21 protein-coding genes are annotated in these 23,631 nt (G+C 66.6%); 14 read left to right on the top strand and 7 right to left on the bottom strand.

Annotation, left to right across the window (positions count from 1 at the left end):
* Positions 1–5 precede the first annotated feature (5 nt).
* From ACQR1X_RS03280 to soxA, 6 genes are read left to right on the top strand one after another with little or no spacing between them, the layout of a single operon-like run.
* Entirely contained in the window at positions 6–2,189 is a 2,184-nt protein-coding gene (locus ACQR1X_RS03280; protein ID WP_434898316.1) for a molybdopterin cofactor-binding domain-containing protein, read from the top strand.
* 55 nt (positions 2,190–2,244) lie between these two features.
* Entirely contained in the window at positions 2,245–3,522 is a 1,278-nt protein-coding gene (locus ACQR1X_RS03275) for an FCSD flavin-binding domain-containing protein (protein ID WP_434893365.1), read from the top strand.
* On the top strand, positions 3,506–3,952 hold the full coding sequence (gene soxX, locus ACQR1X_RS03270; RefSeq protein ID WP_434898315.1) for a sulfur oxidation c-type cytochrome SoxX: 447 nt from the start codon (positions 3,506–3,508) through the stop codon (positions 3,950–3,952). Before ACQR1X_RS03275 ends, soxX begins: the two co-directional genes overlap by 17 nt.
* Positions 3,953–3,967: 15 nt before the next feature.
* Positions 3,968–4,447, top strand: a complete 480-nt coding sequence (locus ACQR1X_RS03265; protein WP_434898314.1) for a SoxY-related AACIE arm protein — start codon at positions 3,968–3,970, stop codon at positions 4,445–4,447.
* A complete protein-coding gene (gene soxZ, locus ACQR1X_RS03260; RefSeq protein ID WP_434898313.1) occupies positions 4,447–4,767 on the top strand; it encodes a thiosulfate oxidation carrier complex protein SoxZ in 321 nt (106 codons plus the stop codon). The genes ACQR1X_RS03265 and soxZ overlap by 1 nt, the downstream gene beginning before the upstream one ends.
* A complete protein-coding gene (gene soxA / locus ACQR1X_RS03255; protein WP_434898312.1) occupies positions 4,767–5,543 on the top strand; it encodes a sulfur oxidation c-type cytochrome SoxA in 777 nt (258 codons plus the stop codon). Before soxZ ends, soxA begins: the two co-directional genes overlap by 1 nt.
* A gap of 332 nt (positions 5,544–5,875) precedes the next feature.
* Here soxA and ACQR1X_RS03250 read toward each other — a convergent pair whose 3' ends face one another.
* A complete protein-coding gene (locus ACQR1X_RS03250; protein ID WP_315802473.1) occupies positions 5,876–6,835 on the bottom strand; it encodes a LysR family transcriptional regulator in 960 nt (319 codons plus the stop codon).
* Between the two features lie 109 nt (positions 6,836–6,944).
* Between ACQR1X_RS03250 and ACQR1X_RS03245 the strand changes: the two genes are divergently transcribed.
* From ACQR1X_RS03245 to ACQR1X_RS03235, 3 genes are all read left to right on the top strand, one after another.
* Positions 6,945–7,382 (top strand): DoxX family protein, encoded by a 438-nt coding sequence (locus ACQR1X_RS03245; RefSeq protein ID WP_315802549.1) that lies wholly within the window; start codon positions 6,945–6,947, stop codon positions 7,380–7,382.
* Between the two features lie 64 nt (positions 7,383–7,446).
* Complete coding sequence (locus tag ACQR1X_RS03240; RefSeq protein ID WP_434898311.1) at positions 7,447–7,911, top strand: hypothetical protein; 465 nt, start codon at positions 7,447–7,449, stop codon at positions 7,909–7,911.
* Between the two features lie 112 nt (positions 7,912–8,023).
* Entirely contained in the window at positions 8,024–8,515 is a 492-nt protein-coding gene (locus ACQR1X_RS03235) for a TlpA family protein disulfide reductase (RefSeq protein ID WP_316183546.1), read from the top strand.
* Positions 8,516–8,759: 244 nt separating this feature from the next.
* Here ACQR1X_RS03235 and ACQR1X_RS03230 read toward each other — a convergent pair whose 3' ends face one another.
* Together ACQR1X_RS03230 and ACQR1X_RS03225 are read right to left on the bottom strand one after the other, a co-directional pair.
* Positions 8,760–10,415, bottom strand: a complete 1,656-nt coding sequence (locus ACQR1X_RS03230) for a regulator (protein ID WP_434898310.1) — start codon at positions 10,413–10,415, stop codon at positions 8,760–8,762.
* Between the two features lie 72 nt (positions 10,416–10,487).
* Positions 10,488–11,174 (bottom strand): cysteine hydrolase family protein, encoded by a 687-nt coding sequence (locus ACQR1X_RS03225; protein WP_434839735.1) that lies wholly within the window; start codon positions 11,172–11,174, stop codon positions 10,488–10,490.
* Positions 11,175–11,299: 125 nt separating this feature from the next.
* Between ACQR1X_RS03225 and ACQR1X_RS03220 the strand changes: the two genes are divergently transcribed.
* Complete coding sequence (locus tag ACQR1X_RS03220) at positions 11,300–11,566, top strand: hypothetical protein (RefSeq protein WP_316183523.1); 267 nt, start codon at positions 11,300–11,302, stop codon at positions 11,564–11,566.
* 873 nt (positions 11,567–12,439) lie between these two features.
* Here ACQR1X_RS03220 and ACQR1X_RS03215 read toward each other — a convergent pair.
* Positions 12,440–13,471, bottom strand: coding sequence for a S1C family serine protease (locus ACQR1X_RS03215; protein WP_315802469.1), 1,032 nt, complete (start codon positions 13,469–13,471; stop codon positions 12,440–12,442).
* A 347-nt stretch (positions 13,472–13,818) separates the two neighbouring features.
* On the opposite strand from ACQR1X_RS03215, the gene ACQR1X_RS03210 reads away from it, so the two are divergent.
* The gene (locus ACQR1X_RS03210; RefSeq protein WP_315802468.1) at positions 13,819–14,586 is read left to right on the top strand and encodes a thermonuclease family protein; all 768 of its coding nucleotides are present in this window, start codon (positions 13,819–13,821) and stop codon (positions 14,584–14,586) included.
* A 43-nt stretch (positions 14,587–14,629) separates the two neighbouring features.
* Here ACQR1X_RS03210 and ACQR1X_RS03205 read toward each other — a convergent pair whose 3' ends face one another.
* The 3 genes from ACQR1X_RS03205 to ACQR1X_RS03195 all read right to left on the bottom strand — a co-directional run bounded on the left by ACQR1X_RS03205 (position 14,630) and on the right by ACQR1X_RS03195 (position 19,312).
* Complete coding sequence (locus ACQR1X_RS03205) at positions 14,630–15,958, bottom strand: PQQ-dependent sugar dehydrogenase (RefSeq protein WP_434898309.1); 1,329 nt, start codon at positions 15,956–15,958, stop codon at positions 14,630–14,632.
* A gap of 81 nt (positions 15,959–16,039) precedes the next feature.
* Positions 16,040–17,827: a chloride channel protein gene (locus tag ACQR1X_RS03200; RefSeq protein WP_434898308.1), complete on the bottom strand. Its 1,788-nt coding sequence runs from the start codon at positions 17,825–17,827 to the stop codon at positions 16,040–16,042.
* Positions 17,828–18,079: 252 nt separating this feature from the next.
* Positions 18,080–19,312 carry an acetyl-CoA C-acetyltransferase gene (locus ACQR1X_RS03195; protein WP_316183264.1) on the bottom strand — a complete coding sequence of 411 codons (1,233 nt, stop codon included), beginning with the start codon at positions 19,310–19,312 and terminating at the stop codon, positions 18,080–18,082.
* A 567-nt stretch (positions 19,313–19,879) separates the two neighbouring features.
* Between ACQR1X_RS03195 and ACQR1X_RS03190 the strand changes: the two genes are divergently transcribed.
* From ACQR1X_RS03190 to ACQR1X_RS03180, 3 genes are all read left to right on the top strand, one after another.
* The gene (locus ACQR1X_RS03190; RefSeq protein ID WP_434864235.1) at positions 19,880–20,851 is read left to right on the top strand and encodes an amidohydrolase family protein; all 972 of its coding nucleotides are present in this window, start codon (positions 19,880–19,882) and stop codon (positions 20,849–20,851) included.
* Positions 20,852–20,897: 46 nt separating this feature from the next.
* Positions 20,898–22,211, top strand: a complete 1,314-nt coding sequence (gene dctA / locus ACQR1X_RS03185; RefSeq protein WP_434864234.1) for a C4-dicarboxylate transporter DctA — start codon at positions 20,898–20,900, stop codon at positions 22,209–22,211.
* Positions 22,212–22,455: 244 nt separating this feature from the next.
* Positions 22,456–23,376 (top strand): PepSY domain-containing protein, encoded by a 921-nt coding sequence (locus ACQR1X_RS03180; RefSeq protein ID WP_434895993.1) that lies wholly within the window; start codon positions 22,456–22,458, stop codon positions 23,374–23,376.
* Positions 23,377–23,631 lie beyond the last annotated feature (255 nt).

Here is a 23,631-nt window from a genome sequence, read left to right as displayed (position 1 = left end):
ACGGCATGAACCAGCATGTAACGCCGCGCCTCGACCGCCGGTCCTTCGTCATCGGCACCGCCGCGCTCGGCGGCGGCCTCGCCCTCGGCCTCGACATCCCCTTCGGCGGGCCGCAGATCGTGCGCGCCGCGGATGGCTCGCCCGAGGTCAACGCCTGGGTCGTGATCCGCCCCGACGACACCGTGGTGATCCGCATCGCCCGCTCCGAGATGGGCCAGGGCTCGCTGACCGGTCTGGCCCAGCTCGTCGCCGAGGAATTGGCTTGCGACTGGAGCAAGGTCACGACCGAATATCCGACGCCGGGCCAGAACGTCGCGCGCAAGCGGGTGTGGGGCGATTTCTCCACCGGCGGCAGCCGCGGCATCCGCGCGTCGCAGGACTACGTCCGCAAGGGCGGCGCCGCCGCGCGGATGATGCTGATCCAGGCCGCCGCCGACGAGTGGAAGGTGCCGGTGGCCGAATGCACGGCTGCGAATAGCGTCATCACCCACAAGGCCTCGGGCCGGACCACGACCTACGGCAAGGTGGCCGAGGCCGCCGCGAAGCTGACGCCGCCAGCCGACGTGAAGCTGAAGGATCCCAAGGACTGGACCCTGATCGGCAAGGGCGTGAGACGGCTCGATACCGCCGACAAGGTCACCGGCGCGATGATCTACGGCGCCGACATGAAGCTGCCGAACATGCTCAACGCCGCGATCAAGGACTGTCCGGTCACCGGCGGCAAGCTGAAGAGCTATGACGAGGCCAAGATCGCCGGCATGAAGGGTGTCAAGAAGGTGGTCGCGATCGACGGCACCGCCGTGGCCGTGGTCGCCGACACCTGGTGGCACGCCAAGACCGCGCTCGATGCGCTGCCGATCGTGTGGGACGAAGGCGAGAACGCCAAGGTCTCCTCGGCCTCGATCGCCAAATGGCTCGCGGAAGGATTGGAGTCCGGCCCAGCCTTCGTCGGCAACGAGAACGGCGACGCCAAGGCGGCGCTGGCGAGCGCGGCGAAGAAGGTCGAGGCCGTCTACAACTATCCCTATCAGAACCACGCCACGATGGAGCCGATGAACGCCACCGCGCTCTACACGCCCGAGCGCTGCGAGGTGTGGTGCGGCACGCAGAACGGCGAGGCGGCATTCGCCGCAGTGCTGGAAGCCTCAGGGCTGCCTGCCGACAAATGCGAGGTGCACAAGCTGATCCTCGGCGGCGGCTTCGGCCGGCGCGGCCAGACCGACTATGTCCGCCAAGCGGTGAAGATCGCCAAGGAGATGCCGGGCACGCCGATCAAGCTGTTGTGGTCGCGCGAGGAGGACATGACGCATGGCCGCTATCACCCGATCACGCAGTGCAGGCTAACCGGCGGCTTCGACGCCGACAACAATCTGACGGCGCTGCACATGCGCATCTCCGGCCAGTCGATCCTGTTCAGCCTGCGGCCGGATGCGCTGGTCAACGGCAAGGACCCCGCGACCTTCCAGGGGCTCGCGCCATCGGGCGAAGCGACGATCGGCTACTCCGTGCCGAATTTGCTGATCGAGCATTCGATGCGCAACCCGCACATCAATCCGGGCTTCTGGCGCGGCGTCAACGTGAACCAGAACGCGATCTATCTCGAATGCTTCATGGACGAGCTCGCCGATGCGGCCGGCCAGGACCCGCTGGAGTTCCGCCGCAAGCTGATGGCCGACCATCCCAAGCATCTCGCGGTGCTGAACGCCGTCGCGGAGAAGATCGGCTGGGGCACCCCGGCGCCGGACGGCGTGTACCGTGGCCTCGCTCAGCTGCACGGCTATGGCAGCTACGTCGCGGGCGCCGCCGAGATCTCGGTGATCGACGGCAGCAAGATCAAGATCCACCGCATCGTCGCCTCGACCGATCCGGGCTATGTCGTCAACCCGGCCCAGGTGGAGCGGCAGATCGCCGGCTCGTTCGTCTACGGCCTGTCGGCGCTGTTCTACGGCGGCTGCACCGTGAAGGACGGGCGCATCGTCGAGACCAATTTCGACACCTACAACTCGATGCGCATCGCCGAGATGCCGAAGGTGGACGCGATCATGATCCCAAGCGGCGGCTTCTGGGGCGGCGTCGGCGAGCCGACCATCGGCGTCGCCGCCCCGGCGGTGCTGAATGCGTATTTTGCCGCCACGGGAAAGCGCATCCGCTCGGTGCCACTGCGCGACCAGAACATCACCTTCGCATGATCCGCGTGGCGGCAGCCGTTGGGAACCATGGCTGCCGCCATGCTATTCTCATCGGATGACAGTGACCCGGCAGCGCACGCGCAGAGAGCTCGGCGGCCTGATCGCGGCGAGCGCAGCCCTGCTCGCCGCGCCGGCCGTGCTGCGCGCGCAAGCGGCGGCGCGCGTGGTCGTGATCGGCGGCGGCTTCGGCGGCGCCAGTTGCGCCCGCGCGCTGCGCAACGCCGATGGCAAGCTCGACGTCTTCCTGGTGGAAGCCAACAAGATTTTCACCTCGTGCCCCCTCAGCAACGAGGTCATCGCCGGCCTGCGCGACATCCGCGCGCAGCAATTCGGCTATGACAGGATCGCCGCCGAAGGCGTGCGCGTCATGCTGCAGGCGGCCCTGGCGATCGATGCGCCGGCGCACAAGGTGACGCTCGCCGACGGCGCCACGCTGGCCTATGACCGCCTGGTGCTGGCACCCGGCATTGATCTCGATTTCACGGCCCTGCAAGGCTACGACGAGGCTGCCTCGACGGTCATGCCGCACGCCTACAAGGCCGGCGAGCAGACGCTGCTGCTGCGCAAGCAGATCGAGGCGATGCCGGATGGCGGCACGGTCGCGATCGCCGTCCCCGCTAATCCGTCGCGCTGCCCGCCGGCGCCCTACGAGCGCGCCAGCCTGATCGCGCATTACCTCAAGGCGCACAAGCCGAAGTCGAAGGTGCTGATCCTCGATGCCAAGGACAGCTTCTCGCAGCAGAAGCTGTTCGAGCAGGCGTGGCAGCAGCTCTACCCCGGCATGATCGAGCGCATTCCGCTGTCGCAGGGCGGCCGCGTCACCGGCGTCGAGATCGCCACGCGCACCGTGGTCACCGAGTTCGGCAACTACAATCCCGATGTGACCAACATCATCCCGCCGCAGAAGGCGGGCCGCATTGCCGCGCTTGCCGGTGCGGCCGACCGCACCGGTTGGTGCCCGATCGATGCCACGACCTTCGCCTCGAAGCTGCTTCCGGATGTCCACGTCATCGGCGACGCGTGCCTCGGCGGCGGCATTCCGAAATCGGCCGGCGCGGCGCGGGCGCAGGGCCAGACGTGCGCGGCGGTGATCGTGCGCGACCTGACCGGACGGCAGTCCGATACGCCGCCGCTCACCGGCATCTGCTACAGCCTGGTGGCGCCGAACTACGCATTCTCGCTGGCAGGCGTGTATCAACCCAAGGCGGATCTGTTCGCCGAAGTGGAAGGTGGCAAGACAAGCCCGATCGACGCCCCGCAGGCCACGCGCGCGGCTGAGGCAGAGGCGACAACGGCCTGGTTCAAGGCGCTGACCCATGATGCGTTCGGCTAGCCGGTTCATCGCGATCCTCATCATCGCCCTGCCCGCGACCGCCGCCGCGCAGGCGCTCGCGCCGTATACGATCAGTGGCGACGGCATCGCGCAGTCGCTCACCGGCCAGCCCGGCGACGCCGCGCGCGGCCGTGCGCTCGTTCTCGCACGCAGCTCGACCTGCATCCTCTGCCATTCCGGCCCGTTCCCGGAAGCGCGCTTCCAGGGCGATCTCGCGCCCAGCCTTGCCGGCGCCGGCAGCCGTTCGACGATCCCGCAGCTCCGCTTGCGGCTGGTCGATGCCTCCAGGCTCAATCCGGCAACGATCATGCCGTCCTATTATCGCATTGACGGGCTGACCCGTGTCGGTTCCGCCTGGCGCGACAAGCCGATCCTGTCGGCGGAGCAGATCGAAGACATCGTCGCCTATCTCGCGACCTTGCGCGAGTGAGCCCATATGACCGGCATGTTCGAACGATCCCACATCTCGCGCCGCCATTTGCTGCAACTGGCGGGAACGCTCACCGCGGCCGGCGCGCCGCCGCTGATCACGGTCCGGCCGGCGCAGGCGACGCCGGCGATGCTGGCCTCCGCCATCCGCAACCTCGTCGGCGAGGCCAAGGTGACGGTCGGCAAGGTCCGGCTCGACATCCCGCCGCTGGTGGAGAACGGCAACACCGTGCCCATGACAGTCAGCGTCGATCACCCGATGACGCCTGACAATTTCGTCAAGAGCATCCACGTCTTCAACGAGAAGAACCCGCAGCCCAACGTCGCCAGTTTCCACCTGACGGCGAGCGCCGGCCGCGCCCAGGTCACGACGCGCATCCGGCTCGCCGACACCCAGAAGGTCGTGGCGATCGCGAAACTGTCCGACGGCACGTTCTGGTCGGCGAGCGTCGACGTCATCGTGACCTTGGCCGCCTGCACCGAGGAGATGCCGTGATGCCTGCCGCCCTCGTCAACATTCCCGCCAAGGCCAGGCGCGGCGCCGTCATCGAGATCAAGACGCTGATGAGCCACGTCATGGAGCCGGGCTATCGCCATACGGCCGGGGGCGAGATCGTGCCGCGCGACATCATCACCAGCTTCACTTGCAAGTTCAACGGCGCCGAGATCTTCCGCGCCGACCTCTATCCGGCCATCGCCGCCAATCCGTTCCTGTCGTTCTTCACCACGGCGACCGAGAGCGGCCGCTTCGCCTTCGAGTGGATCGGCGACAACGGCTTCGTCGCTACCGCCGCGGCGACGATCACGGTCGACTGATGCGGCCGGCGCTTCTCACTGTCGCCACGATGATCGCCCTGACCTTGCCCGTGCTGGCCGGCGAGATTGCAGAGTCCGCGCGCCGCTCCGGCTATGACTTCATGTCGTCGGACACCAAGGCGATGCAGGACGACGACACCGCCAATCCGGCGATGCTGTCGGTGCTCGACGGTGAGGCGCTGTGGACGACGAAGGCCGGCACGGCCAACAAGGCGTGCGGCGATTGTCACGGCGCGGTCGATGTCAGCATGAAGGGCGTCGCTGCGCGCTATCCCGCCTTCAATGCCGCGAGCGCTGTGCCGGTCGATCTCGGCCAGCGCGTCAATCTCTGCCGCAGGCAGCATCAGGAGGCCGCGCCGTTCGCAGCAGAGAGCCGCGAGCTGCTGGCGCTGACGGCGCTGATCGCGAAGCAATCGCGCGGGATGCCGATCACCGCCGGTAACGACCCGCGGCTGGCGTCCTCGATCGCACGCGGCCGCGACTTGTTCTTTCAGCGCCAGGGCCAGCTCAATCTCGCCTGCGCCAACTGCCACGACGATAATTGGGACAGGCATCTCGCGGGCTCATCGATCACACAGGGACAGCCGACCGGCTATCCGATCTATCGCCTCGAATGGCAGGGCATGGGCTCGCTGCAGCGCCGCCTCCGCGGCTGCATGACCGGCGTGCGCGCGCAAGCCTTCGACTTCGACGCGCCGGACATGATCGCACTCGAGCTCTATCTGATGTCGCGGGCACGCGGCATGACGATGGACGCGCCGGCCGTGCGACCGTGAACGTGGGGCACCATCGGTGCGCTCCCTCTTCCCATTCGTCACGGGGCCGCAACGAGCTTTGCTCGCGCTGAGAGGGTTGGGGTGAGCAGACGCACGGGAAGCGTTCGTGGAGAGACCTGTCCCCGTCACCCGGATTGCATCTTCGATGCAATCCGACCTCTCCCCGCCCTAGCGAAGCTTCGCTTCGCCCTGGCGGGGCGAGGTGCACCTTCACTGCCGCGAGAGCTCAACAACATCATGCTGCTATACATCGAGTCGAACTTGTAGAAATTGATAGCCAGCGATGAGCACACCCCAGCTCAGATCGCGAGCTGCCAAGGCCGCCACGCGCATCACGCCCCTGTCTTCCGCCGCTTCCGCCCGCGCGCCCTGATCGTATCGATCGCAGGCGGCGGCCCTTCCGAGACCTGCTTCAGGCGTGGATCGGCGGCGATGAAGTCGATGAAGGTGCGGACCTTGGCCGAGAGATATTTGCGGCTCGGATAGACCGCCATCAGCGGCGCCTTGAGCGTCAACGCCTCCGGCAGCACCGTCTCGAGCCGGCCTGTCGCGAGATCATCCATGATCAGCCAGCGCGGCAACACGGCAATGCCCATGCCAGCGACGGCGGCATGGTGAAGCAGCGTTTCGTTGCCGCTGATCAGCACGTCCTTGAAAGCCGGCATGACCTCGCCGTCGGGACCAGGCAGCGTCATCGCGCGCGTGGGGATCAGCGCATATCTCAGGAACGCATGGCCATTGAGATCGGCCAGCGCCGTCGGCCGGCCCGCCGCGGCGAGATAGCGTGGCGCAGCGACGAACTGCATCAGGATCGAGGGTAGCGGACGGGCGATCAGTCCGTCACCGGGCGAGGCCGAGGTGCGGAGCGCGAGATCGAAACCCTCGTCGATGAGATTGACGAGCCGGCCGCTGAGGTCGACATCGAGCACGACCTCCGGATAGCGCGAGCGATAGGCGGCGAGCACGTCGGCGAACAGCGAATTCGCAAACCACACGGAGGCGCTGAGCTTCAACGTGCCGCGCGGCAGCACGGTGGCCTCGCTGACATCAGCCTCGACGTCGTCGAGCTGCTCCAGCAGCTGACGCACCTGCTCGAAATAGACCACACCGGCTTCGGTCAGCCCGACGCGGCGGCTGGTGCGGTTGAGCAGCCGGGTCGACAGCCGCCGCTCCAGCTCCATGACGTGCTTGGAGACCATGGCGGGTGACAGGCTCAGCCGCTCGGCCGCCGCAGCGAAGCTCTTGAGCTCGGCGACCTGGCAGAACACCCGGATGCTGACGAGGGAGTCCATTGATCATCAACCAGCAAGAAATGATTTCTCAACGGGAGGCATAATGATCAATCCAGAAGAAATCATCAACCTGCGCCGACCAGCCCCCACTCGTTTGGAGACTTCCATCGTGTCCACCACTGCATCGACCACCGATCTCACCCCGCTTCGGCCCTCGCTCGCGCTGCGCATCGGCCTGTGGACCGCACAGGCCCTGATCTTCGTGGCCTTTGGCGGAGCCGGCCTGACCAAGCTGTTCACGCCGATCCCGCAGCTTGCGGCGATGATGCCGTGGGCAGGTGAGTATTCCGAGGTTTTCGTGCGCGCGATCGGGCTGGTCGATCTCGCCGGCGCGCTCGGCATCATCCTGCCGTCGCTAACCCGCATCATGCCGCGCCTGACCGTCCTCGCCGCGCTCGGCTGCGCCACGCTCCAGGTGTTCGCCCTCGCCTTTCATCTTTCCCGCGGCGAGGCCGCCGTCACCCCGCTCAATATCCTGCTGCTCGCCTTGTCGCTGTTCGTGCTGTGGGGTCGCAACAACAAGGCGCCGATCCGGCCGCGCAACTGACCCGGCAACCACCGGCCTTGGAATCGCCACGGCCGACGGTTTCCCTTGCGACGAGAAAGCAGCGATGAGCGAACCCGTTCAAGATCTCTCGCGCCGCGGCTTCCTCGCTGGCGCGACGGCCCTCGGCGCCCCAGCCCCCGCCGTGCCGGCCGTCGCCCGGCATCGCGCCGGCATCGTCATTCTGATCGATCGCAACGATCCGCACGTGATGGGTCACGCCATCGGCTATTCGGGCAATCTGACGCGGCATTTCGCCAGCCTCGGAGAAACGCCAATGATCGAGGTCGTCGCCAACGGCAGCGGCATCGATGTCTTCCGCGCCGACAAATCTCCGTTGAAGGAGCCGATCGCCGCACTGCGCCAGATGTATCCGCATATCGGCTTCAGCATGTGCGCCTCGTCGAAGGCGATCGCCGAGAGCAAGGAGAATCTGATGATCGAGCTGATCGAGGGCGCGAAGCTCGTGCCATTCGGCATCGGCCGCGTCGTCGAGTTGCAGCGCAAGGGCTGGGCCTACATCCATGGCTGAGACTGTTTCCTTCAGCGCCCTCACGCGCCGCACAGCGCTGCTGGGAGCCGCCACCGCCCTCCTTGTATCCTCGCCGCGCGTCCGCGCCGCGGCTGATGATCCGAGGCCGCCGCTGTTCCGCAGCGGCCGCAGCCAGTTCATCGTCGAGCGGCCGCGCAATCCGCTGCCGCCGTTGAAGCTGCAGGACTTGAGCGGCAAGGACGTGACGCTCGCGCCGAAGCCAGGCCATGTCACGCTGGTGAACCTGTGGGCGACGTGGTGCGCGGCCTGCAAGACCGACCTGCCGACGCTCGCCGCACTGGACCGCGTCCGGATGCCGGCGCTCGACGTCTGGACCATCTGCACCGACCGCCGCGACATCAAGACCATCCGCCGATACGCGGAAACGGTCGCGATGCCCCGTCTGTCCTTCGCCGACCCGCATGCGCAGGCGACCAATCCAGCCAATGCCGACGCCTCCGTCTTCGCCACGCCGGCGATGCCGATCACCTATCTGATCGGGATGAGCGGCTTGATCGAAGGCGATGTGACCGGTGCGGCAGAGTGGCTGTCCGAGCCCGGTGAGGCGCTGCTGCGCTACTATCTCGATCAGCCGGCCACGTGACGGTCGAAGACAGATCCGGCGGCCGGACTGGTGAGACGGTGCAGGCATTTGCCTCACCACAACGTCATTCCGGGGCAAGGCCGACAGGCCGTGAACCCGGAATCTCGATGTTGTCTTGCGTCGGCTTTCAACAAGCTCGAGATTCCGGGTTCAATCGCCAACCCGCCGCCGCTTCGCGACGTCGAGTTGACGATTGCCCCGGAATGACCGTCTGAACCAACTTGGCTTTCGTGCCGCAGTCGGCCTACTCCGCCGGCGCCGCTTGCATGTCGGCATGCGGCACGTAGCTCTCGGACATGCCGAGCCGTCCCAGCCAGAACAGCCCGCCCGCGACCACGACATAGGCCAGCGCCACCGCCGGCGTCACACCGAAGCCGCCGCCGATGCCGACAGCCTCACCATGCATGAAGCCGAAATAGGTCATGACCGCACCGGCGAGCGCGAACGCCGCCGCCTTGGTGAAGTCGCGCTCGATGACGAACACACCGATGGCGCCCAGCACGAGGCCGGCGAGGATCGAGCCGCCACCCATCACTTCCAGGCCGTGATACAGCACGCCCTGCTGCGGCAGCGCGGCGATCGCGGCGGTCTTCACCGCGTCCACCTTGTCGGCAGCGAGCTCGCCGACAGCCTGCGCCGCCGTCACCGTCGAGGCCAGCATGGTGTCGATCTGCAGCTTGGCCCAGGCGGCGAGATGCGGCGTGAACGCGAGCACGATCGCCGGCGCGTGCTTGACCGGCGTCGTCTGGAACGCCTGCGCGCCGATCAGCATGCCGATGTAGAGCAGGATCGGCGAGATCGCGACCACCGGCACCAGCGCCAGCAGCACCGAGATGATGCCGAGCCAGGACAGCACGATCACCATCAGCCCGGTCGCCGCGGAGTAGCCGATGCGGCCGCCCATCGCCTTCCAGCCGGGATGGCCGATGTAGACGGCGTTGATGAAGGGATTGCCCATCATGCAGCCGATCAGGCTGACGACGCCGTCGGCGGTCAGCACGCGCGTCGTCGGATACTCGTCGCCCGCGGCTTCCGCGCTCTCGACATTGTCCATGGCCTCGACGAGGTCGTAGATGCCGAACGGGATCGCGGTCACCAGGATCACGCCGAGATATTCGAAGCCGGAGAACACCGTGCCGAACGCCGGCAGCGGCACCGAGAAGCCAAAGTTGGCGAAGGCATCGCCGACGCCCTTCACGCTGAGCCCGCCGAGGCCGAGGCCGAACAGGTTGGAGCCCCAGGCCATGACCATGCCGACCGCGATCGCCACGAGACCGGCCGGCAGGCCTTTCGGATATTTCACGCCGCCGAACCAGCTGACCAGGATGATCGCGAAGCACACCAGCCCGATCTGCGGCGTCATGTACATCTCGAGCGCCGGCCGCATCGAGATGAAGGTGACCGAGACGCCGGCGAGCGTGCCGAGCAGCGCCGCCCTCGGCGTGATCTTGCGGATATAGGGCGCGACGAAGCCGCCGATCATCAGGATGAAGCTCTGGAAGAACACCCAGACGAGGCCGGCCGACCAGCCCTTCAGGGGATCGCCGGTCTTCAAGGTGACCGGCAGCATGATCACGAAGGTCACGATGAACATGTGCGGGACGCTGACGCCCGAGGGCAGCGCGCAGACGTCGCTGCGTCCGGTCTTCTGCGCCAGCCGATAGGCGAGGAACGCGTAGTACAAGGTCGACAGGCACATCATCAGGCCGAGCGCCGGCAGGATGCGGCCGAACACCAGGCTGTCCGGCATCTTCAGCACGAAGCGCAACAGCCCGGTGAGGACGAGCATGTTGACGAGGATGTTGGTGCCGAAACCGAAGAACGCGTTCCAGTCCCCTTGTGTCCAGAGCACCGGTTTGAAATCCGCACTTGTCGAGCTTGCCGTCCCGCTTCCGCTCATCGCCTTGCTCCCCTGTTGCCTGCAGCGACTACATGATCAAACTCATCCGTCTCAGATCTTTCAGCTCGTCTCTCAGATCATGGCCTTCAGCACCGCGGCCGAGTCCGCGACCCAGCCGAAGATGCCGCCCTGGGCCTTGATCATCTTCAGCCCCATCTCGTGGAATTCCGGGAAGTAGGACGCGCAGCCATCGGAGATGACGACGCAGCGATAGCCGCGGTCATTGGCCTCGCGTACGGTGGTGTTGACGCAGACCTCGGTGGTGACGCCGCACACCAGCAGATTGGCGATGCCATGGAGCTTCAGCACCTCGCCCAACTCGGTCGCGTAGAAGGCACCCTTCCCCGGCTTGTCGATCACGACCTCGCCATCGACGGGATAGAGCGCGGGAATGATGTCGTGCCCGGCCTCGCCGCGGATGAGGATGCGCCCCATCGGACCGGGATCGCCGATGCGAAGCGACGGCGCGCCGCGCTCGACCTTGGCCGGCGGCGCATCCGACAAATCCGGCTCGTGGCCCTCACGGGTGTGAATGACCAGCATGCCGGACTCGCGTGCCGCCGCCAGCACATTCGCGATCGGCTCGACCGCGCGGGCAAGCTGCGACACGTCATTGCCCAGTGTCTCGCCGAACCCGCCCGGCTCCATGAAGTCGCGCTGCATGTCGATGATGACCAGCGCGGTCTTGGACAGATCGAGCGTGATCGGCTCCGGCTCGGCGATGATCGTCGCGGTTGCCGCTGCAGATGAGTTCGCCATGTCAGCCGCCTGCCTCCCCGCGAGAATGTCTCGCAACTGATGAAGCAAGCGGTGTGCCATTGTGTACAATGCGGCGAGGCGCGACGGCCCTGGCGAAGCACGAACTAATTCAAGGGGTTGAGAAGATGGCCGACATTGCCCGGTTGCTGGGCAGGCTCGTTCGGCGCGAACTCAGCCCATTTCATGAGCGATCATTGCATGCAATGATCGCCATGCTGCATCGCCTTGCGCCAAGGAAGGAGATTGAGCTTCACCTCGTCCCGCCTGTGCGCAGCATGACCACCGATCGCGCCAAACCGACAAATGTCGGGTCAAGCCCGGGACGACGGCGGGAGAACGTCACATCACCTTCCGATAAAAATAATCTTCTTGCTATTTTTCGGAAATCATGATTGTCTATGCGCATCCCGCCTCATCGCAGAGGGGCGTAGCGCGCGATCGTCACGACACGCGAGGCGGGGAAGCGATGGCCGCGAGAGATCGCAGCGTCCTCTTTCGAGGGCGCGGACGAACGATGGCTTGCGGACGTGAAGTCGCAGCGTCCTGACACCCCGACGCTGGTGTCACCCGCGCAATGCGCAAGCATTGTCGCGGCATGGTGGCCAACAAGCCCGGCGCACCAGGGAGACTGCGTATAAGCGTGAAGACCGTCGCGCAGGGAATGCCGGAGTGTTCGGCTTTGCCTGTGGTACCTGCCGCCTGCATTTTTTTCGCAGGCGGGCCATGGGTGAGGCCTTCACCCGGCATTCCCTGCGCCCTCTGCATGATTTGCGAGGGACAGTTTCAATGCATGCCTCGGGCGCGACGCGCCGCGAGATTGCGATGTCATGTCCGTGCTGTTTGAGACTGTGAAACCGACCACAAGCGACGCTGCCGTAGGGTGGGCAAAGGCGCGCCCTGGACCTGCGTTGCCAGCGAAGCTCCTTCCCACGCCGTGCCCACCATAGCTGTCGAGCACGCTGATGCACAGTGGGCACGCGACCGCCCTGCGGGCGTCCGCTTTGCCCACCTACAGACTACGGACTACAAACTCCACCGCCGTCCTTTGCTCGCATGCAGTCGCCTCACCCTCCGCTGTCGTCCCGGACAAGCCATGACGCGCGCCAGCGCGGCATGGCGCCGATCCGGGACCCATACGCCGCAGCAGTCGTGATGAGCACAATGCCAATGACCAGCCTGCCTCAAACCGCTCCCTGGGGGTATGGGTCCCGGCGTTCGCCGGGACGACAGCGGTGGCTGTCGAGACAGCTCTGCTCTCACGCAAACTAGGACGCCTGCCTCGCCGGCTTGCGCTCCACCGGGTGGATGTCGATGCCGCGCAGCCTTCCCAGCCGCAGCACATCCATCGCGACGGTGCGGCCGATGCGATCGCGGTCGAGCACGCGGATCAGGTCGTCGACGCCGTTGATGTCGGCGCCGTCGAGGCTGATCACGACATCGCCCGGCAGCAGGCCGGCACGCGCCGCCGGGCCATCCGGCTCGATCTGCATCAAGAGCGCGCCCATCTTGTTCTCGACGCCGGCGAGCAGCGCGTGACGCCGCGGCACCGGCGCGGTCTGCCCGGAGACGCCGATATAGGCGCGGCGGACATAGCCGTGGCGGATGATTTCCGACAGCACGAACTGCGCGGTGTTGCTCGCGACCGCAAAGCAGATGCCTTGCGCCCCCTGGATGATGGCGGTGTTGATGCCGATCACCTCCGCGGCCGAGGACACCAGCGCCCCGCCGGAATTGCCGGGGTTGAGCGCCGCATCGGTCTGGATGACGTCCTCGATCATCCGGCCCGAGACCGAGCGAATCGAGCGCCCCAGCGCCGACACCACGCCGGCCGTCACGGTCGATTCGAAGCCGAGCGGGTTGCCGATCGCGACCACGAGCTGACCGCGCCGCAGGCTCTTGGAGTTGCCGAGCGCGGCGTAGCGCAGGTCGCGCGCGTGATTGGCGCGCAGCAAAGCGAGATCGGTGTCGGGATCGACGCCCAGCACCTGCGCATCGGTGACGACGCCCTCGACGTCGCGCAGCCGGATGGCCTTCGACGAGCCGACCACATGGCTGTTGGTCAGCACCAGCCCGTCGGGCGAGATCACGATGCCCGAGCCGAGGCCGCCGCGCTCGGCGCGGGAGCCGGCTTTGGGGCCAGTCTCGACACGCACGACCGCAGGGCCGACGCGCTCGGTGACGTCGATGACGGCATTGGAATAGGCGTCGAGCAGCGCCCGGTCATCGGCCGGGGCAGCAGACGACGCTTGCGCCGGCGACAGCGCGTCGCCGGCGAGATCGGAGGTAAAGTCCAACATGGCAAGATTTCCTTCGGCCGCTCAGATGGGTAGCAGCCTGCCCCGGCGCAAGGTGGCGGTCTGTCCCGTTCGCAAGGCGGGCGAGCTGATCCGCACTTGCGGCCGTCGTTCGAGACGCCCGCCTCCGGCAGGCTCCTCAGGACGAGGACCGGCTGCGCGGCAATATCTCAAACCCTCATGGTGAGAAGCGCCGCACGCCAAAATGAGCCAAGCAGTCGGTCCAGATGGCGGTGCGTCTCGAACCATGAGGCCGAGACGCCGGATCCCAAGCCGCACTTGCCGTGACTCACGAGCGATGTGATAGGACTGGACGCGGATATTTGATGCAATTGATTGCGGGAGAAAACATGCGGCTGCGAGACCGGCTGTTGTCGTTGTGTGGGGCCATTGTGCTGGGAGCCGGCATGACCGGCGCATCGCTGGCGGCGAGCGCCACGGTGCGCAGCGGCGACACGATCCAGCTCGGCGACACTGTGTTCCGGCTCGACGGCATCGATGCGCCGGAGGTCGACCAGCTCTGCATCGACGATCACGCCGATTCCTGGAGCTGCGGCGTCGAGGCGCGCGAGCAGCTCGGCAAGCTGATCGGCGGGCGCTCGGTGCGCTGCGACGATCTCGGTCCCGACAAGCCGCTCAAGACCCGCAGGATCGGCCTCTGCACCATCGACGGCGACAAGGTCAGCCTCAACCAACAGGTCGCGCGCGCGGGCTACGCCATGAGCGCGGATCCGGCGATCAAGTATCGCGCCAAGGACGATGTCGCCGCGGCCAAGGAGGCGGTGCGCGGGCTGTGGAAGGGATGCTTCGTCGCGCCCTCAGAGTTCCGCGCCGACAAGAAGGACGGCGCCCTGCTCGGTGCCGCCTGCCGCGCCGACCGCGACCGCGAGATCCGTGCGGTGCTGTTCCCGGACGCGCCGAGCGCGCCGCCGGGCTGCAGCATCAAGGGCAAGTTCGCGGTGCGCGCCCGCGTGACCGGCAACATCGGCATCTACCATCTGCAGGGCTGCCCGAGCTATCCCGCGACCACCGAGCCCGACCGCTGGTTCTGCTCGGAGGACGACGCACGCGCCGCCGGCTTCCGCCGTGCGTTCAACTGCCGCGCACCGAAGAAGTGAGGACGGCCCGCTCGTGCTTCTCAATGCCGCATCAGCTGGTCCATCAGCGGCTGACGCGCCAGATCGTGCCGTTGCCGTCTTCGGAGATGAGCAGGCTGCCGTCGCGCGCCACGGTGACGCCGACCGGCCGCCCCCAGACCTCGCGATCGTTGACGACGAATCCGGTGACGAAATCCTCGTATTCGCCGGTGGGCGCGCCGTCCTTGAGCCTGATCCGGATCACCTTGTAGCCGGTGCGCTTCGACCGGTTCCACGAGCCGTGCTCGGCGGCGAAGGCATCGCCGCGATACTCCGGCGGAAACAGATTTCCGTCGTAGAACGTCAGACCGAGCGAGGCCGAATGCGGCTGCAGCAGCACGTCGGGCACGGTGATCCTGCCCTTCAGGTCGGGGCGCTCGCCGGCATGGCGCGGGTCGGGGTTGTCGCCGATGTAGTACCAGGGCCAGCCATAGAAGCCGCCCTCCTTCACCCGCGTGACATAATCCGGCACCAGATCGTCGCCGAGCCCGTCGCGCTCGTTGGTCGAGCACCACGGCGCTCCGGTTGCCGGCTGGATGGCGAGGCCGACGCAGTTGCGGATGCCGGTGGCGAACAGGCTGCGGTTCTGGCCGTCGGGATCGAATGCCAGCACGCCGGCACGGTCGGTCTCTCCGCCCCAGCCCGCGCCGAGCGGATGCGCCTTGATCCAGGCACTGATTCCGCCGGCTGGCTCTCCCAGCGCTTCGCCGACATTGCCGGCGGAGCCGACCGACACCAGCATGCGCTTGTCGTCCCTGGTGAAGACGATATCGCGCGTCGAATGGCCGTAGCCGGCCGGCAGATCGGCGATCGTCTGGGCCGCGGCCGACGCCTTCATGTCGCCAGCCCGATAGGGAAAGCGCATGACGCGCTCGGTGCTTGCGACATAGACCCATTGCGGATCGCGGCTCGGATAGAACGCGATGCCGAAGGGATGGCCGAGACGGTCGGCAAAGATCTCGCTGGAGGCGACCTTGCTGCCGTCCTCGCTCGGGCGCAGCACGCGGACGCGCCCGGCCCGGGTCTCGGCGACGAAGATGTCGCCATTCGGCGCGGTGCGGAGGATGCGCGGCCCGTTCAGCCCCTCGGCGAACAGCGCGACCTTGAAACCGTCGACGACCTTCGGCACGGCGGAGGCCGGTCGTTGCACCACGCGGGACACGTTCGCGGCGGACGCCGTCGCCCCCGGCTTGGGCAGGTCTTCAGGGCGGATCAGCCTGATCGTGCCCGGCGCATCACCCTGCCAGCTGCCGAACGCGTCCTTGCCTTTCAGCACAGCAGGTTCGGCTGCGGCGGCGATCGCCGCCAGCGCGCTCAAGGTCGCCACGACAGCCGTGCTCATCAGTCTCGTCATGCAGTCCTCGCGCGTCTCGAACGGCCGGCAGTCTACCCCGGTCGAGGACCGGCGATCACGTGTCGCGGCGATGGGACGCGATCACGACAGCGCCCCGAGCACACCGCGCGTCGCCTGGTCGATCTCCTCGACATAACGTCGGCGCGCGAAGGACTCGGTCAGGAAGCCGATCACCTTGCGGCTGTTCTCCGATTCCAGCACCGCCAGCTCTTCCGCGCCGGAATCGTCGAAGATCTTCATCGCCGTCTTGACGTTCATTTCGGGCAACAGCGCGACCTCGAAATATTTGGCGAGCTCGACCACCTGGATCTCGTCGGCAATGGAGTCCAGTTCGCCCGAGAACAAATCGGGCAACGAGACCAGCCCGCAATAATCGTCGCTGTTGTTCACCACCACCACCGCCTGGCGCGTGCCCAGCGCGAACTCGCGCCGACAGGCCGCGATGCTGGTCGTGGTCGGCACCTTGGCGACGTCGGAGCGCATCAGCCGCTCGACCGTGAGGTTGCGCAGCCAGCCGACGTCGTTGGCACTGCGGATGGTCTCGCCGCGCAGATGCAGTCGCCAGGTCGAGAACGAGTGGCCGAACAGGACGCGGACGCACACCGACGTCACGATGCAGGCGCCCAGCACGACGGCCGTGACGTCGACGCTGCGGGTCATTTCCAGCACCAGGAACGACATCGTCAGCGGCCCGCCGACGATGGCGACACCGAGCGTCGCCATGCCGGTGAGCATCGCCACCAGCGGGTCGATCGCGAGCCCGAGGCCGGCCAGCGCGAGCAGTCCCGCAAACAGCTTGCCGAGCAGGCTGCCGACGAACAGCGAGGCGAAGAACAGACCGCCGCGGAAGCCCGAGGCCAGCGAGATCAGGCAGGCGGCGAGCTTGAGCACGATGATGGTGGCGATCATGCCGACCGCCATCTCGCGATGCAGATCGAGCAGCATCGCGCCGTGGCCAGCCGCCAGCACCTGCGGCGTCACGATCGCCATGGCGCCGACACAGACCCCGCCGATCACCGGGCGCAGCCAGACCGGGATGCGGACGAACAGCCGCTCGACCGCCGGCGAGGCGCGCATCACCACGATGCCGATGCCGGCGACGAGGAGCGCCAGCACGAACAGCGCGATGTATTGCTCGAAGCCGACCGCGCCGACCTTGGCGATCTCCAGCGAATACGGCGCGCCGGCGAGATATTGCGAGGTCAGCGCACCCGCCAGCGACGCCGCCAGAATCGGCGCGGCGCTGCCCACGGAGTAGACGCCGACGATCAGCTCACAGGCATAGAACGCGCCGGTGATCGGCGCGCCGAAGGCGGCCGCGATGGCTGCGGCCGCACCGCAGCCGAGGATGAGGCGCAGATCGTTGCGGCGGAGCGTGAGATACTGCCCGAGCAGCGAGGCGACGCCGGCGCCGATCTGGGTGTAGCCGGCCTCGAGGCCGACCGAGGCGCCGGAGCCGTTGGAGACCAGGGTCTGACTGCTCACGACGATGCTGTCGCGCATCGACAGCCGTCCGCCGCGCAACGCATTGGCCTCGACGGGGTCGACCGCGGCCGCGATCTTCCAGCGCCGCCGCAGCCATTCCATGATGCCGAGCGCCAGGCCGCCGCAGGCGGGCGCGATCAGGGCGACCGCCGGGTTGACCCAGGTATGAGCGCTGAGCCGGACATCGATCGGAATGCCATAGATGACCACATGCGCGACCTGCGCGATCAGGCTCATCACCGTCACGATCGCACCTGTCGCGACGCCGATCACCAGCGCCAGCGGGATCAGGTAGAACTCGTTACTGCGCAGCAGGGCCCGCAGCCGCGTGACCACCCGGTTCGAAGCCTTGCGATCGATGATATGCGACAGCGTCGACAGCACGGAGAGCCATTTCTTCTACGATGAGGCCTCGCCGTGGCAATAACCTGTCGCAACTAGCGGAACAAGCGCGAATTCCTGTCCAGTCGAAACGTGGTTGACCGGTCCGGAAAGTGGAACCGCCGCGGCCCGCGCGATCCTACGCCTCCGCGCGGCACCGCTGAGGTCACTAGCAGCCCAAGTTTAAAACGACGGCGCCCGCCACGGGAGACTCCGCAACGGGCGCGTGCAACTCAAATCGAGGAGATCGACCGTTCAGACCCGCTCGATGATGATCGCGGGTGCCATGCCACCGGCCGCGCACATCGTGACCAGGCCGCGCTTGAGATCGCGCCGCTCGAGTTCGTCGAGCAGCGTCCCGATCAGGATGGAGCCGGTGGCGCCGATCGGATGTCCGAGCGCGATCGAGCCGCCGTTCACATTGACCTTGGCGCGATCGAGCTTGAGGTCGCGGATGTACTTCTCGGCGACGACGGCGAACGCCTCGTTGATCTCGAACAGGTCGATGTCATCAAGCTTGAGCCCGGCCTTGGCCAGCACCTTGCGCGTCGCCGGCACCGGGGCGTTCAGCATCAGGGTCGGGTCGTCGCCCATGTTGGCCATCGCCACGACGCGTGCCCGCGGCTTCAGACCATGAGCCTTGGCATAAGACGGCGACGCCAGCAGGATCGCTGCCGCACCGTCGACCACGCCCGAGGAGTTGCCGGCGTGATGGACGAAGTCGATCTCGAGGTCGGGATAGCGCTGCAGGATCAGGTTGCGATAGGTCGTGCCCTTCTCGTCAAGCGCGTAGTCGGCGATCGCCGGAAACGCCGGCTTCAGCCCGGCGAGCGCCTCCGCCGTGGTCTGCGGCCTGGGATATTCTTCGTGGTCGAGCGCGAGGCTGCCGTCTTCGCGACGTACCGGCACCAGGCTCTTCTTGAAGTGGCCGGCAGCGATCGCCGCCGCCGCGCGCTTCTGGCTCTCCAGCCCGAGCGCGTCGACATCGGCGCGGGTGATGCCTTCCATGGTGGCGATGGCGTCGGCACAGACGCCCTGGTGCGACTGCGGGTGCAGCGCGCGCAGATGCAGATTGCCGGCATCCATCATCAGCGGCCCCTCGCCGCGCCGGCCCTCCATCGACATCATCTCGCAGCCGCCGGCGACGACGAGATCCTCCTGCCCTGCCATGATCGAGGCGGCGGCGATGTTGACGCTGGTGATGCCGGAGCCGCAGAAGCGGTCGAGCGTGACGCCGGAGGCGCGGATGTCGTAGCCGGCATCGAGCGCCGACATGCGGCCGAGGTCGCCGCTCTGCGGGCCGCGCTGCGACGAGCAGCCCCAGATGATGTCGTCGACATCGCCGGTGTCGATGCCGGTGCGCTCGGCCAGCGCACGCAGCACGGTGGCGCCGAGATGCTGCGGATGCAGCCCGGCGAGCGCGCCCTTGCCGGCCTTGCCGATACCGCGCGGCGTCCTGCAGGCATCGATGATGAGCGCGTCGACCATGGTGTTTCCTTTGCCCGATGTTGCTGTGCGCTGACAGCGCGCAGCGTCTCGGCGGCCGCACGCTCTCTTTGTTGTCGCATAGCATTGCGCATGCGGTCTTCACAACGGCGCTTGAAGCTGCCGGCGCATGACCAAAACGCACGCCATGGCGTTGATGCAACTCACCTTTCCGTCGCACGAACAATTCCGCGGATCGGCGCGCTCACGCGGCCTTCTCGCAGACTGGTTGAAGAGCAGCCGATCTCGCCCAGCCGCGCTGCAACGCAGCTCGAACGGAGGGTCTCGGCAACGTTGGCAGTTGGGCTGCGGAGCATTGTCCAAGCAAGCGAACTGTCCGTTCACCCAATGCTTCTTGTCGTGCCGCAGAGGCTGCAAGATCCTCGATCGGGAACGACCGGGATCACAGCGATCCGCCGGCTCCGGATCCGGAGCACTCATGATCACGACGCCACGTTGAAATGTCGCCTGACCTCGCCATTGTGGCGTGACGATAGCAAACACGAACGATGCCGGCGCCTGGCAGGCGACGCCTGCCGTGACCGCGGCCATCCCGAGGAGGACGCTCTGATGTTGAGACGAGACCTGCTGGCCACCATGGCCGGACTGGGAGCGGCGAGCGTGCTCGGCGCGGTCCCTGCGCAACTCTCCGCCGAAGAGGCCAAGATCCCCAACATCGCCGGGCCGGATCCGGCACCGAAGACCCCAAGCTTCAGGGCGCCACCGGGCAGCGTCGATACCCACACCCATATCTTCGGACCGGCCGCGACCTATCCGTTCTCGCCCACCCGCCCCTACACGCCGCCCGACGCATCGCTGGAGATGTTCCGGGCGCTGCACGCCAAGATCGGCGTCGAGCGCGCCGTCATCGTCAACGCCACCGTCCACGGCACCGACAATCGGGTCGTGACCGATGCGATCGCGCAGAGCAACGGCAACTACAAGGGCGTCGCCAACATCAATGCGGCGATGTCCGATGCCGACCTCGCGGCGCTCGGCAAGGCCGGCATCTGCGCCTGCCGGTTCGCCTTCCTCCGCCGCCTCGGCGGCGTCGGCGACATGAACGTCTTCCGCAGCCTGGTGGACCGCGTCGCGGCGATCGGCTGGCACGTCGACATTTATCTCGAGGCCGGAAGAATCCGGGAATTCGTGCCGATCCTGAAGGCGCTGCCGGTCACCTATGTGATCGACCACATGGGCACGATCAGCGCCGCCAAGGGGATCGACGATGCCGGGTTCAAGGCGCTGCTCGACCTGCAGGCGAGCGACGACAAGTGCTGGATCAAGATCACCGGTCCCGAGCGCGCTTCGGCCTCCGGCCCCCCATTCCACGACGCGGTCCCGTTCGCCCGCAAGCTGATCGACAACGCGCCGGATCGCGTCATCTGGGGCACCGACTGGCCGCATCCGAACGTCAAGATCATGCCCAATGACGGCGATCTGGTCGATCTGATCCCACTCTACGCCCCGGATCCGGCCATGCAGCGAAAGCTGCTTGTCAGCAATCCCGAACGGCTGTTCAAGTTCGAGCCCAAGAGCTGAGTCACCGCCAGCTGCGACTTCGAACCTTTCAGCGACAGGACCGATCATGACCGCCACGACCCTCACCGCCGACAGCAAGCCAGGCGCCCGCCGAGGCTGGTGGAAGGAGCTCTGGGTCCAGGTCATGATCGCGATGGCAGCGGGCATCCTGCTCGGTGCCGTCAAGCCGGATCTCGGCGCCCAGATGCAGCCGCTCGGCGACGCCTTCATCAAGGCGATCCGGATGCTGATCGCGCCGATCATCTTCTGCACGGTGGTCAACGGCATCGCCCACATGGCCGACATGGCCAAGGTCGGCCGCGTCGCGATCAAGGCACTGATCTATTTCGAGGCCATCACGACGCTGGCGCTGATCATCGGCCTGACCGCGGTGAACCTGTTTCAGCCCGGCGTCGGCATGAACGTCGACCCGGCGACGATCAACTCCGCGACGATCGAGCCCTATGTCAAGCAGACCGCTGCGGTCGGCTTCGTGCCGTTCCTGCTCAACATCATCCCGCAGACCTTCGTTGGCGCCTTTGCCGAGGGCAATATCCTGCAGGTGCTGTTCATCTCGGTGATGTCAGGCTTTGCGCTGATCTGGCTCGGCGATCGCGCCAAGCCGGTGACGGACGTGATCGAGGTCGCCGGGCAGATGATCTTCGGCGTCGTCCGGATCGTGATGTGGGCAGCGCCGCTCGGCGCCTTCGGGGCAATCGCCTTCACCGTCGGCAAGTTCGGCATCGGCTCGCTCGCCAAGCTCGGCCTGCTGCTCGGCAGCTTCTACCTGACCTGCCTGATCTTCATCGCCGCCGTGCTCGGACCGATCGCCGCCTTCACCGGCTTCAGCCTGTGGAAGCTGATCCGCTACCTCAGGGACGAGGTGCTGGTCTGCATCGCCACCACGTCATCGGAGACCGTGCTGCCGCGCATGCTGGCGAAGCTCGAAGCCGCCGGCTGCGAACGCAGCATCGTCGGTCTCGTCATCCCCACCGGCTATTCGTTCAATCTCGACGGCACCTGCCTCTACCTCGCCACCGCCGCGGTGTTCCTGGCGCAGGCGACCAACACGCATCTCGACGTCAGTCACCAGATCGGGCTGCTGCTGATCCTGCTGGTGACATCGAAGGGCGCAGCCGGCATCGCCGGCGCCGCTTTCGTCGTGCTGGCCGCAACGCTGGCCGCGACCGGAACGATTCCGGTCGCCAGTGTCGCCTTGGTGCTCGGCATTCACCGGCTGATGTCGCAGGGGCTGACGCCGACGAACCTGATAGGTAACGCGGTCGCCACCATCGTCATCGCGAGGTGGGAGAATGGCTTGGACGCGACGCGCCTGCGCGAGGTGCTCGATGGCGTCATGACGGCATCTGATGCAAATTGAAATCATTGAAGCAGACGTGAAGCGAGTCTCGCCGCATTGACGCCGATCAAACGGCGCATGACCTAAAATTAATAGTTGTCTTCTTTCGTCTCGCTGCTGTGCTCAGCTAATGAAGCGCAGCGGACGACGTGTCGATATCCCCGCGTCGTCCAGCAAGAACGATCAGAAACGTTCACGGAGCAAGCGCCTGAGGACCACCGGTCCCGCATGACACCGTGCGCGAGACGATCAATCGGAGACGATCATGAACAAGCAGCTTCTGCTCAAACTTCACCGTTGGATCAGCCTCGTCTTCGCGCTGCCATTGCTTGTCATCATCGTGACCGGGATGATCCTCTCCTTCGAGCCGATGGCACAGGTCGCCGCCGTCAAGCCGCACAGCGTCGATCCGGCGCGCGTGGTCGCGCTGATCAAGCAGTACGATCCCGACGGCAAGGCACGCGGCCTGTCAATCGACGCCTCCATGCAGCACCTGACCTTGCAGGGGGCGCCAGGCACCGAGGTCGACATGACGACCGGCGCCGCGGTCGAGAGGCCGGCGATGGCCAGCGTCTTCTCGTGGGCGCGCAGGACCCACGAGCATCTGATCGGAATCCCCGGCCTCACTCTGATCTCGACCGTCGCCATGGTCGGCATCATGATCATCGGCATCCTGATGGGACTGCCGCGGCTGCGCAACACGCTGTCCGGCTGGCACAAGGGCACGGCCTGGTTCACGCTGCCGCTGATTTTGCTCAGCCCGCTCACCGGACTCTGCCTCGAGCTCGGCCTCACCTTCGCAGGCAGCGCGCCGCCCGCAGCGGCCAAGCGCATCTCGCTGCCTGAGGCCGTCAGCATCGTCTCCAGGGACCACGACCTGTCGTCGGTGAACTCGATCGGCAATCGCGGCGGGCGGATGATGGCGAGGATCATCGAGGACGATGAGCTCAGGGCCTATGCGGTCACGTCCGACGGGCTCTCCGCATTGCCGCGCAACTGGCCGCGCCTGCTGCACGAAGGCAACTGGTCGCTGATCGGCAGCGCGGCCAACGTGCTGATCTCGGTCGCGCTGTTCGCGCTGCTGGTCACCGGCGTGCTGATCTGGACGCAGCGCCGGCTCCGGCGTCCGAGCCGCGCGCGCAGCGTGCCGTCGAAGCCGGTGGTCGCATCCTCGATGCCGTCCTGACGACCGCGATCATCGCGTGGAGCCGGCTCGCTCTGCGGGCCGGCTCAGTTACGACCTTGCGCGCGATCTGCGCGCTGCTTCGCGACAACATGGGCTCGGCAGCAGAGCTCTCCCGATCATTATGACGAGCGACGTCGGCCCCCGCCAATACGGGACGAGCAGCGGCGTTCTCGGGGTTCGTCGCAGAACTGTCATGCGCGAGTCCGGCGCAGGCGGGCACCGACGCCGCGCGGACGGTGCCCGAGACGTCAAGGT

Origin of the sequence: Bradyrhizobium sp. HKCCYLRH3073 (assembly GCF_051167995.1) — a bacterium.
In the GTDB taxonomy this organism is placed as follows: Bacteria; Pseudomonadota; Alphaproteobacteria; order Rhizobiales; family Xanthobacteraceae; genus Bradyrhizobium.
The sequence above is the reverse complement of the archived record's forward strand: the minus strand, read 5'-3'. Positions and strand labels throughout refer to the sequence as shown.

Coding starts and splice junctions, on each gene's coding strand:
- ACQR1X_RS03280 (WP_434898316.1), top strand. CDS start 6: ATGAACCAGCATGTAACGCCGCGCCTCGACCGCCGGTCCTTCGTCATC.
- ACQR1X_RS03275 (WP_434893365.1), top strand. CDS start 2,245: ATGACAGTGACCCGGCAGCGCACGCGCAGAGAGCTCGGCGGCCTGATC.
- soxX (WP_434898315.1), top strand. CDS start 3,506: ATGATGCGTTCGGCTAGCCGGTTCATCGCGATCCTCATCATCGCCCTG.
- ACQR1X_RS03265 (WP_434898314.1), top strand. CDS start 3,968: ATGTTCGAACGATCCCACATCTCGCGCCGCCATTTGCTGCAACTGGCG.
- soxZ (WP_434898313.1), top strand. CDS start 4,447: ATGCCTGCCGCCCTCGTCAACATTCCCGCCAAGGCCAGGCGCGGCGCC.
- soxA (WP_434898312.1), top strand. CDS start 4,767: ATGCGGCCGGCGCTTCTCACTGTCGCCACGATGATCGCCCTGACCTTG.
- ACQR1X_RS03250 (WP_315802473.1), bottom strand. CDS start 6,835: ATGGACTCCCTCGTCAGCATCCGGGTGTTCTGCCAGGTCGCCGAGCTC.
- ACQR1X_RS03240 (WP_434898311.1), top strand. CDS start 7,447: ATGAGCGAACCCGTTCAAGATCTCTCGCGCCGCGGCTTCCTCGCTGGC.
- ACQR1X_RS03230 (WP_434898310.1), bottom strand. CDS start 10,415: ATGAGCGGAAGCGGGACGGCAAGCTCGACAAGTGCGGATTTCAAACCG.
- ACQR1X_RS03225 (WP_434839735.1), bottom strand. CDS start 11,174: ATGGCGAACTCATCTGCAGCGGCAACCGCGACGATCATCGCCGAGCCG.
- ACQR1X_RS03220 (WP_316183523.1), top strand. CDS start 11,300: ATGGCCGACATTGCCCGGTTGCTGGGCAGGCTCGTTCGGCGCGAACTC.
- ACQR1X_RS03215 (WP_315802469.1), bottom strand. CDS start 13,471: ATGTTGGACTTTACCTCCGATCTCGCCGGCGACGCGCTGTCGCCGGCG.
- ACQR1X_RS03210 (WP_315802468.1), top strand. CDS start 13,819: ATGCGGCTGCGAGACCGGCTGTTGTCGTTGTGTGGGGCCATTGTGCTG.
- ACQR1X_RS03205 (WP_434898309.1), bottom strand. CDS start 15,958: ATGACGAGACTGATGAGCACGGCTGTCGTGGCGACCTTGAGCGCGCTG.
- ACQR1X_RS03195 (WP_316183264.1), bottom strand. CDS start 19,312: ATGGTCGACGCGCTCATCATCGATGCCTGCAGGACGCCGCGCGGTATC.
- ACQR1X_RS03190 (WP_434864235.1), top strand. CDS start 19,880: ATGTTGAGACGAGACCTGCTGGCCACCATGGCCGGACTGGGAGCGGCG.
- dctA (WP_434864234.1), top strand. CDS start 20,898: ATGACCGCCACGACCCTCACCGCCGACAGCAAGCCAGGCGCCCGCCGA.
- ACQR1X_RS03180 (WP_434895993.1), top strand. CDS start 22,456: ATGAACAAGCAGCTTCTGCTCAAACTTCACCGTTGGATCAGCCTCGTC.